Genomic DNA, 9,558 nt, shown 5'->3' on the forward strand with positions numbered 1-9,558 from the left:
ATTCACCTGCTGTTCGGCCACGACTTCAGCAAGCCACTCGCCTCGAGGGCGGCGGGCGCCCTGCGGCTCACTGACAGCGACAACGAGTTGACCGTCGAGGCCACCATCGGCGGCGGCACGAGCTGGGCGCGGGACTTCCTCGCTGCGCATGCGGAGGGTCTGATCCGGGGCCTGTCGCCGGGCTTCCGCGTCGCTGACGGTGGCGAGCGCGTCGAACGGCGCGGCGACGGCGTGCTGCGCACCGTGACGGCGGCGGCCTTGTTCGAGCTGTCGGCGGTCACCCGGCCGGCCTATCCGGCGGCGCAGATCGAAGCGCGGGCCTGGGAGGCGGCGACCGCACCCTCCGGCGGGGCGCGCCATCCGCTCAACCGCTGGAGGCTTTGATGGGCATGCTCGACATCTTCAGGCGCAAGGCCGAGCCCGTCGAAACCCGCGCGGTCCCGGTCGGCTATACCGCCGCCCTGATGGCGGCGCGCGAGGGCTGGATCAGCGGCGCGACCGGGCTCGCCGAGCTGACCGCCGCCGTGCAGATGTCGGTCGGCTTGTGGGAGTCCGGCCTGTCGCTCGCGGACGTGACCGGCGCCGACATGCTCGACCGCCGGACGATGGCCCTGACGGCGCGCTCGCTCGCGCTCCGGGGCGAGGCGGTCTTCCTGATCCGCGACCGGCTTGTGCCGGCGACCGACTGGGACATGGCGACCCGCTACGGCGAGCCGCGCGCCTATCGGCTAGGTCTACCCGAGATCGGCGGCGGCCGGACCGAGACCGTGCTGGCCGGCGAAGTCCTTCACTTCCGCATCGGCTCCGATCCGGCGGCGCCGTGGTCCGGACAGGCGCCGCTGCGGCGGGCGCGGCTGTCGGCGGAGTTGCTGGAGGAAGTCGAGACCGCGCTGCGCGACGTGTTCCGCGACGCGCCGCTCGGCTCCCAGATCGTCCCTGTTCCCGAGGGCTCGGCGGATGACATGGCGACGCTGCGCGCCGGCTTCCGGGGGCGGCGGGGCGCCGCGCTCGTCATCGAGGGCGTGGCGCAGGCGGTCGGGGCCGGCATGCATCCGCAGCTTGGAAAATCGCCCGATCAGCTATCGCCCGATCTGGAGCGGACGCTGGCCGACAAGCTGCTGAGCATCGCCAAGGGCGAGATCTACGCTGTGTTCGGCGTCTTGCCCGGGCTTCTCAACCCCGCGACGACGGGGCCGCTGGTCCGCGAGGCGCAGCGGCATCTGGCGCAGTGGGTTTTGCAGCCGATCGCTCAACTGATGGCCGAGGAAGCGACGATAAAGCTCGGAGCCAACGTCCTAATCGACGTGGTGCGCCCGGCGCAGGCTTTCGACCATGGCGGCAAGGCGCGGGCGCTCGGCGCCATGCTGCAGGCGATGGCGACCGCCAAGGAGGCGGGTCTGTCGCCCGAGACCGTGAAGGACGCACTGGGATTCATCGATTGGGCGGAGTGATCGATGCTATCCCGGCTCTCATGGACGCCCGCGCCGGTCACCGTCAGAAAGCCGATCAAGCGTCGGCTTAACGCTGATCGTCGCCAGCATCTCGTCGTCATCGTGGTCGCTATCATGAAGGCTGGCGATCCGACGCCGTTCGCCTTCGAGGCGACCTGTCGGCATGCGATCCGGTCCAGCCTGTGCCTCAAGGGCTGGCTCTGGCCGGAGGCCGACGCCGTCGCGCTCGACATCGTCGGAACGGCGCTGCGGCTGATCGGCGCCAAGCGTCCGCCATGGGCCGAGGGACAGCCAGATTGGGCGCAGAACGGGGCCGGCGCGATGATCGAGCGCACCCGCTGCGTCCGCTGTCACGCGCCGCTTCCGGAAGGGCACACGAAGTTCTGCTCCGACCTATGCGCGCATTCCCACCATCTCGCACTGTCATACCTTCGCAAGGCCGACGAGGAAAACGCCTATGCGCTTGCGTCCGGTCAATGATGATTGGAACGCGCCCGAGGCCGACGACCCGTGTCCCCACTGCGGCGGGCCAATGCCCGACCGCGGCCGATGGTGGCAGGTGATATATTGCGGCCCCGAGTGTCAGATCGAAGCCAACAAGGCGCGGCGTCGCGCTGGGACGGCAGACGCCCGCTCCAAGCTCCGCTGCGAGGAATGCGGCGGGCCTATCATAGGCAAGCAGGCTGCAAGGTTCTGCTGTCGTCCATGCCGTCGCAAGGCCGAGAACCGACGTCTCTACGGAACCATCAACTGTGCGCGCTGCGGCAAGGCGCACGCGCCGACCGGCCGCGACGTCCGCTTTTGCTCCCCTCGCTGCGGCGCCATGGGGAACCGGAACAGGCGGGGGCGCTAGCGGGCGGGGCCACAGGCGTCGCGCATGGGGCGGCGAGGCGGCGGGCTGAGCGGACGGCGGGTTAGTTCACTTAAGCCAAGGCTTCATCTCTTCTCGGGAGATTGCATCGCTCGCTATGCTGTCAATGTGGCCACGTATCGCGCTTAGATGATGCTCGCAATCGAGGATATACTGTCGCGACATCGAAAGCATTTCGAATGCGTCTTTCAGTGTCCTGGGAACCTGATGCTCATGCTCTTGAACCTTCACAAGCACTTCGTTCTTGAACGGCTCGATTCGGCCTTGCAGACGCGTGACATCGCCCCTCAGCCGCACCGTTTCTTTTAGCAGCTTGTCGGCAGTCTCAGCTATCTGGGCGATACGCCGCCTATCTTCGTCCGCCAGCATTGGCTTGCCCGTCATGCTCCGGCCCCGTGAACAGCTCGCGAACATTTGCTACGCAACTGCGTGGTACGAAACAATACCGCGCTTGACAGGCGGCGAGCCCAACCCGGACAGCCGGCGGGCTGATGGGGAAATCCCGAACTTTTCGGTTATGGCAAGACGTATGTCGAGGCCAAAAATCTCTTCTAAGTTATTGAAATCATTTCGTGTGTGGCGGAAGGGGTGGGATTCGAACCCACGGTGGAGTCGCCCCCACGGCGGTTTTCAAGACCGCTGCCTTAAACCACTCGGCCACCCTTCCGCGCCGGCGGATGTTTGCGCCATCGCCCGCCCGGCCGCAACCGCGCGCGCCGGGAAGAACAGAACCGGATCGTTAAAACTTTATTGTCACGCCCCATTGCCGCCGTAATTTGACCGCTGATTTGTCTCTTGACCGTCTCTGTTCGGAGACGGGTCCAAGCGACGAGTAACGGGGGGTTGGCCGGACGCGGCGTCAACGCGTGCGGCGGGCGGGCGGGCCATGTGGTCCGACCCGTTGATTCCTCGCCCATCGGAGGGCGGCAGGGGCATGGCCGAACGTGGCGCGCGATCCGAGAGCGATCGTTTCGACGCCTCCGGGAAAGGCCAGCGCGCGCCTTCCTTAGAGCAGCCTCGCGCGCCGCTTCCGAGATTTGCGGGCGCAGTGGTCGCCTGCGCGGCGCTCGCCGGGTGCAACGCGCATGAACGCGGTCCGACCGCGAGCGTCACGTCGGACGCGGCGCCGGTCGTCGTGGCCGAAGGTCAAACCGCGCCGGCCGCCGGAACGACGCCGGGCGCCCAGCCCGCGGCGACCCAGACCGCCTCAGTTGTCGCTGTCCCCGCCTTTCCGACCCCCCGCCCGGCTCCCGCGGCTGCTGCGCCGTCGACGGCCTCGGCCGCAAGCCCGCCGGCGGCCGTGGCCAAGGCGCCCGTGAAGGTCGATCCGGCCCGCAGGGTGGGGCGTTCGGGCGGCGGCCTCGCCTCCTGGTACGGCGACCGGTTCCACGGCCGGCCCACCGCCAATGGCGAGCGTTTCGACATGGGCGGCTTCACGGCCGCGCACCGCACGCTGCCACTGCCGTCCTATGTGCGCGTCACCAACGTCACGAACGGACGCTCGATCGTCGTGCGGGTCAACGACCGCGGGCCGTTCCATTCCAGCCGGGTGATCGACGTCTCCCGCCGCACCGCCGACGTGCTTGGCTTCCGCTCGACCGGCGTCGGCGCCGTCAAGCTGGACTATGTGGGACCCGCGCCGGACTCCGGCAGCGACGACCGCAGGCTTCTCGCCTCCTATCAGGAGTTCGGCCGCCCGACCGTGCCGCATGGCGTGCAGATGGCGGCGATCAAACCGGTGAGCGACGGCGAACTCGCCGCGGAGGCGGGCGGCGGCGGAACCTTCGCGGTGGCGAGCGCCGCGGTCGCAACCTCGATCTCGGCGGTCAAGTCCTCCGCCTCGGCGGTCGCCTCCACGGCCAAGGCCGCGGTCAAGACCATCCTTCCGGGCTCGCCGGCGGCGCCGGAGCCCGAGCGTCCCACGGCGACCGTGATGGCCTCCGCTCAGCCGGCGCCGATCTCGGCGGCCGCCTATTCGGCGCCGCAGCCTTTGATCGCGGCGCCCGCCGCGATCGTGGCGCCTAAGCCGGCCGCGAAGCGCGTCATCCAGCCATCGGCCGAGCCCGTCCTCGCGAGCTCGACGCCTGGGCTGAGATCGACCATCGGCGGCTCGGTCCCGGCTCCGGCGGCGCAGCCCTTCGGGATCGACGTCTCGTCGCGCATCGCCGCGAGTTTCGACAGCTTTTCGAGCTTCTCGACGACGGTGCGGAGCGGCGGCTCCGTGACCGCGGACGCGGTGCGATAACGCTATCGCGATCAAAGATTTGAGTCACGACCGCCGCGCATTGCGCGGTTTCGCGCCCAGGCCTATTCTTCCCAGAATGGGTCGGCATCGAGGCGTGGCGTTGCGATGGTCAGCATGGTTCACGCAGGCCGGTTCCGGCTGATCGCCGCTTTAGCGGCGGCGTTGCTCGCGATGGCGGCGCAGGCCAAGGAGCCGGCGAAGCCCGCGGCCCCCACCGACGCGCCGATCGCCTATCTCTACGATGTCACCAACGGCGCGACGCTCTACGCCAAGCAGGCCGACCTGCCGTCTGCGCCCGCCAGCATGGCGACGCTCATGACGATCGAGTTGGTCTTCAAGGCGATCGCCGAGGACCGCCTCAAGCGCGACCAGACCTTCCGCATCTCCGAGGACGCCTGGCGCCGCGGCGGCGCGCCGTCGCGCTCCTCCACCATGTTCGCCAAGCTCAATTCGGACGTCCAGGTCTCGGACCTGCTGCGCGGCGTCATCGTCCAGTCCGGCAACGACGCAGCCATCACGCTCGCGGTCGGACTCGCCGGCTCCGAACAGGCCTTCGCGGGCCAGATGAACCAGCGGGCGCGCGAGCTCGGGATGACGCGCTCGACCTTCCGCAACGCCACCGGCCAGCCGGATCCGGAGCAGAAGATGACGGCGCGCGACATCGCGCGGCTGTCCGCCCATCTGATCGAGGCCTATCCGGACCAGTACAAGATCTTCGCCGAGCCGGAATTCACCTGGAGCAAGATCACCCAGCGCAACCGCAACCCGTTGCTCGCCGATTATCAGGGCGCGGACGGGCTCAAGACCGGCTTCACGGAGGATTCGGGCTATGGGCTTGCGGGCTCGGTGTTGCGGGACGGACGCCGGCTGATCGTCGTGCTGAACGGCCTCGAAACGGCGAAGGATCGCGCCGAGCAGGCGCGCAAGCTGCTCGACTGGGGGTTTACGGCCTTCGAGCAGCGTCGTCTGTTCGAGGAGAAGGACGTCGTCGCCGAGGCCCGCGTATTCGGCGGCGCTTCGCTGCATGTGCCGTTGATGGCCGAACGGCCCGTCGATCTCCTGACGCCGAAGGGCGACGACGCCAGGGTGGTGGCGCGGGTGAGCTATGAAGGGCCTGTCTCCGCGCCCGTCGCGAAGGGCGCGCGCATCGGGGTGCTGCGCGTCTGGCGGGGCGAGACCCTGACCATCGAGACCCCGCTGGTCGCCGCCGCCGACGTGGCCGTCGGCGACCTGCCGCGCCGCGCGCTCGACGGCGCGCTCGAACTCGTCAGCGGCGCCGTCGGAAAGGTCGCCGACCGGCTGTGACGGCTGGCCGTTTCGTCACATTCGAGGGCGGGGAGGGGGTCGGCAAATCGACCCAGCTCCGCCGCCTTGCGGCTTGGCTCAAACAGCTCGGCCACGAGGTCGTGACGACCCGCGAGCCCGGAGGCTCGCCGCGCGCCGAGACCTTGCGGAATGTGCTGCTATCGGGCGCCGCCAAGCGGTTCGGGCCGGTGGCCGAGACCGTGCTGATCGCCTCGGCGCGGGCCGACCATGTCGACCACGTCATCCGGCCGGCTATCGAGCGCGGCGCGATCGTGCTGTGCGATCGCTTCACGGATTCCACCCGCGCCTATCAGGGCGCGCTGGGCGGAGTGTCGGCCGAGCTGCTAAGAACGCTGGAGCAGGTCGCGGCGCCGGGCGTCGCGCCGGACCTCACCATCATGCTCGACGCGCCGGCGGAGCGCGGCCTCGCCCGGGCGCGGCGGCGGAGCGGGGAGGGGGCAGTGGCGGACCGTTTCGAGGCCGAGGACGCCGCCTTCCACGAAAGGCTGCGCGACGCCTTCGTGGCGATCGCCCGCGCGGAGCCGGAGCGCTGCATCCTCGTCGACGCCGAAGGTGCGGAGGAGGACGTGGCCGAGCGGGTCTGGCGTGCCGCCCGCGAAAAGCTCGGCCTCGCCATGAAGGAGACAGGCGCGTGAGCGAGGGAGACGGCCCGCCCGAAGCCGACCGGCGGGATCCCTGCCCGCATCCGCGCGAGACCACGACGCTCGTCGGCCATCATGCGGCCGAGCAGGCGCTGCTGTCGGCCTATCGCGCCGCGCGCATGCACCACGCCTGGCTCGTGACCGGTCCCGAAGGGATCGGCAAGGCGACGCTCGCCTACCGGCTGGCCCGCTTCGTCCTGGCGCATCCCGATCCCATCGCAGAGGAGGTTCGGCGCGCGACGGACTTGTCGGTCTCGCCCGACCATCCGGCGGCGCGCAGGATCGCAAGCCGCGCCCATCCGGACCTGCTTGTGCTCCGCCGCGGCTGGAACGCCGACCGCAAGGCCCACTACGCCGAGATCCGGGTCGACGACGTGCGCCGGACGACGAGCTTCTTCGGCTCGACCGCCGGCGAGGGCGGCTGGCGGATCGCGATCGTCGACGCCGCCGACGATTTGAACGGCGCCGCGGCCAACGCGCTGCTCAAGGTGCTGGAGGAGCCGCCGCCGCGCGCGATCTTCCTGTTGCTGTCCGCGACGCCACGGCTGCTGCCGGCTCCCGTCCGCTCGCGCTCCCGGACGCTCGCCTTGAAGCCGCTCGCGACGGCCGAGACCCGCGACGTGCTGATCTCGATTCCCGAGATCGTCGAGGAGCACGACGACGAGGCGCTCGACGCCGCGGCCGCGCATGCGGAGGGCAGCGTCGCGCGGGCGCTTTCGCTGCTCGCGAGCGACGGCGCCTCGCTCCGATCAGCGGTCGCGGGGCTGCTCGACCGGCTGCCGGCCGTCGAGGCCAAGGCCGCGCACGCGCTCGCCGAGGACCTTGCGCGACGAGGCGCGGAGGAGAGGTTCGCGCTGTTCGTCGATCTCGTGGGCGACTGGCTGCACGATCGCGTCAAAGCGGGGGCCGCGATCGGCGAGCCGCGTCTTGCGCGTTTCGCGGAGACATGGGAGAAAACCGCCCGCGCCGCCCGCGAGGTCGAGATCTTCAATCTCGACCGCCGGCCTTTCGTCCTCGAGACGCTGACCGAGCTCTCCGGCCTCGCGCGCCGCTGACGCGGGCGCACCGACCGAGACCGACGACGCGATGCCGGACAAACGCCCCTACTACGTCACGACCGCGATCGCCTACCCGAACGGCGCGCCACATATCGGCCATGTCTATGAGGCGATCGCGACCGACGCGATTGCGCGGTTCCACGCGCTCGACGGCCGCGACGTCCGTTTCCTCACCGGCACCGACGAGCATGGGCTGAAGATGGCCCAGACGGCGGCGCGCGAAGGCGTGAAGCCATTCGATTGGGCGACGAAAAACGCGGCGCGCTTCAAGGAGATGGACGAGCTCTACGAGATCTCCTTCGACCGCTTCATCCGCACGACCGACAAAGACCATTACGCCGCGAGCCAGGAGCTCTGGCGGCGGATGAAGGCGGCCGGCGACATCTATCTCGGCAAGTACGAAGGCTGGTACTCGGTCCGCGACGAGGCCTATTTCGACGAGAGCGAGACGGTTCTCGGCGAGGACGGAACGCGCAAGGCGCCGTCCGGCGCGCCGGTCGAATGGGTCGTGGAGGAGAGTTACTTCTTCCGCCTGACGGACTATCAGGACCGGCTGCTGAAGCTCTACGCCGACAATCCCGGCTTCATCGGACCCGACGCGCGCCGCAACGAGGTGCTGGCCTTCGTCAAGCGCGGCCTGCAGGACCTCTCGATCAGCCGCACGACCTTCGACTGGGGCGTGCCGGTGCCCGACGACCCGAAGCACGTCATGTATGTCTGGGTCGACGCGCTGACCAACTACATCACCGGCGCGGGCTTTCCGGACGAAGGCTCGGAGCTGTGGCGCTACTGGCCCGCCGACCTCCACGTCATCGGCAAGGACATCATCCGCTTCCACACCGTGTTCTGGCCGGCTTTCCTGATGTCGGCCGGCGTTGAGCTGCCGAAGCGCGTCTTCGCGCACGGCTTCCTCTACAATCGCGGGGAGAAGATGTCGAAGTCGGTCGGCAACGTGGTCGACCCCTTCGCGCTGGCGGATGGCTACGGCGTCGACGCGGTGCGCTACTTCCTGCTCCGCGAGGTGCCGTTCGGCCAGGACGGCTCCTACAGCCACGACGCGATCGTGGGCCGGCTCAACTCCGATCTCGCCAACGACCTCGGCAATCTCGCGCAGCGCTCGCTGTCGATGATCGCGCGCAACTGCGAGGGCAGGGCGCCTCGGCCCGGACCGTTCTCCGAGGCCGACGCCGCCATGCTGGCATCCGTCGACGGCCTGCTGGCGAAGGCGCGCAAGGCGTTTGAGGACCTGGCGCTCCACGTCGCGCTGTCGTCGATCTGGGCGGTCGTGGCCGAAGCCAACCGCTATTTCGCCGGACAAGAGCCCTGGGCGCTGAAGAAGACGGACCCGGAGCGCATGGCGACTGTCCTCTATGTCACCGCCGAGACGGTGCGACAGGTCGCGATCCTGGCGCAGCCCTTCATGCCGACGTCCTCCTCGAAGCTGCTCGACCTGCTCGCTATTCCGACCGAGGCGCGCGACTTCGCGGCGCTCGCGGACGGCGGACGGCTCACGCCCGGCGTCGCGTTTCCAGCTCCGCAGCCGGTGTTTCCGCGCTTCGTCGAACCGGCGGCCGGGACGGCGGCGCAATGAGCGCGATCGTCGACAGCCATTGCCACCTCGACTTCGACGACTTCGCGCCCGAGCGCGACCAGATCGTCGAGCGGGCGAACAAGGCCGGCGTCGGGTTGATGGTGACGATCTCGACGCGGGTCAGGCGCTTCGAGCGCATCCTGTCGCTCGTCGAGCGCTATGACAGCGTCTTCGGCACCGTCGGCACCCATCCGCACCACGCCCATGAGGAGCTCGACGTCACGGTTGAGGAGCTGATTCGGCTGGCCGAGCACCCGAAGATCGTGGGCTTCGGGGAGGCCGGGCTCGACTATCATTACGAGGGCGACTACGCGGCCCAGGAGCGCGGCTTCCGCACCCATATCGCGGCCGCGCGCGACACTGGCCTGCCCCCCG

Annotated in this window: 10 protein-coding genes and 1 tRNA gene; 9 read left to right on the forward strand and 2 right to left on the reverse strand. The window is 69.4% G+C overall.

Annotated elements, in window-relative coordinates:
- The 3 genes from EK403_RS07990 to EK403_RS08000 form a co-directional block, all read left to right on the forward strand.
- Window positions 1-384: HK97 family phage prohead protease (locus tag EK403_RS07990; protein ID WP_206659505.1), on the forward strand; the 384-nt coding region annotated here is incomplete at its 5' end.
- Window positions 384-1,451 (forward strand): phage portal family protein, encoded by a 1,068-nt coding sequence (locus EK403_RS07995; protein WP_128776978.1) that lies wholly within the window; start codon window positions 384-386, stop codon window positions 1,449-1,451. The genes EK403_RS07990 and EK403_RS07995, both read left to right, overlap by 1 nt.
- A gap of 3 nt (window positions 1,452-1,454) precedes the next feature.
- The gene (locus EK403_RS08000) at window positions 1,455-1,931 is read left to right on the forward strand and encodes a hypothetical protein (RefSeq protein ID WP_128776979.1); all 477 of its coding nucleotides are present in this window, start codon (window positions 1,455-1,457) and stop codon (window positions 1,929-1,931) included.
- Window positions 1,932-2,370: 439 nt separating this feature from the next.
- On the opposite strand, the gene EK403_RS08005 is transcribed toward EK403_RS08000, so the two are convergent.
- Together EK403_RS08005 and EK403_RS08010 are read right to left on the reverse strand one after the other, a co-directional pair.
- On the reverse strand, window positions 2,371-2,706 hold the full coding sequence (locus EK403_RS08005; protein WP_128776980.1) for a hypothetical protein: 336 nt from the start codon (window positions 2,704-2,706) through the stop codon (window positions 2,371-2,373).
- 193 nt (window positions 2,707-2,899) lie between these two features.
- Window positions 2,900-2,989 (reverse strand) — tRNA-Ser (locus EK403_RS08010).
- 633 nt (window positions 2,990-3,622) lie between these two features.
- Between EK403_RS08010 and EK403_RS23590 the strand changes: the two genes are divergently transcribed.
- From EK403_RS23590 to EK403_RS23030, 6 genes are all read left to right on the forward strand, one after another.
- On the forward strand, window positions 3,623-4,567 hold the full coding sequence (locus EK403_RS23590; RefSeq protein WP_280986516.1) for a septal ring lytic transglycosylase RlpA family protein: 945 nt from the start codon (window positions 3,623-3,625) through the stop codon (window positions 4,565-4,567).
- Window positions 4,568-4,681: 114 nt separating this feature from the next.
- Window positions 4,682-5,872, forward strand: coding sequence for a D-alanyl-D-alanine carboxypeptidase family protein (locus tag EK403_RS08025; RefSeq protein ID WP_245479575.1), 1,191 nt, complete (start codon window positions 4,682-4,684; stop codon window positions 5,870-5,872).
- The gene (tmk, locus tag EK403_RS08030) at window positions 5,869-6,528 is read left to right on the forward strand and encodes a dTMP kinase (protein WP_128776981.1); all 660 of its coding nucleotides are present in this window, start codon (window positions 5,869-5,871) and stop codon (window positions 6,526-6,528) included. Before EK403_RS08025 ends, tmk begins: the two co-directional genes overlap by 4 nt.
- A complete protein-coding gene (locus EK403_RS08035; RefSeq protein WP_128776982.1) occupies window positions 6,525-7,589 on the forward strand; it encodes a DNA polymerase III subunit delta' in 1,065 nt (354 codons plus the stop codon). The genes tmk and EK403_RS08035 overlap by 4 nt, the downstream gene beginning before the upstream one ends.
- Before the next feature lie 31 nt (window positions 7,590-7,620).
- Window positions 7,621-9,183 (forward strand): methionine--tRNA ligase, encoded by a 1,563-nt coding sequence (metG, locus tag EK403_RS08040; RefSeq protein WP_128776983.1) that lies wholly within the window; start codon window positions 7,621-7,623, stop codon window positions 9,181-9,183.
- Window positions 9,180-9,558: TatD family hydrolase (locus EK403_RS23030; RefSeq protein ID WP_245479576.1), on the forward strand; the 379-nt coding region annotated here is incomplete at its 3' end. The genes metG and EK403_RS23030, both read left to right, overlap by 4 nt.

The sequence above is a fragment of the Hansschlegelia zhihuaiae genome (genome assembly GCF_004103825.1).
GTDB lineage: Bacteria > Pseudomonadota > Alphaproteobacteria > Rhizobiales > Methylopilaceae > Methylopila > Methylopila zhihuaiae.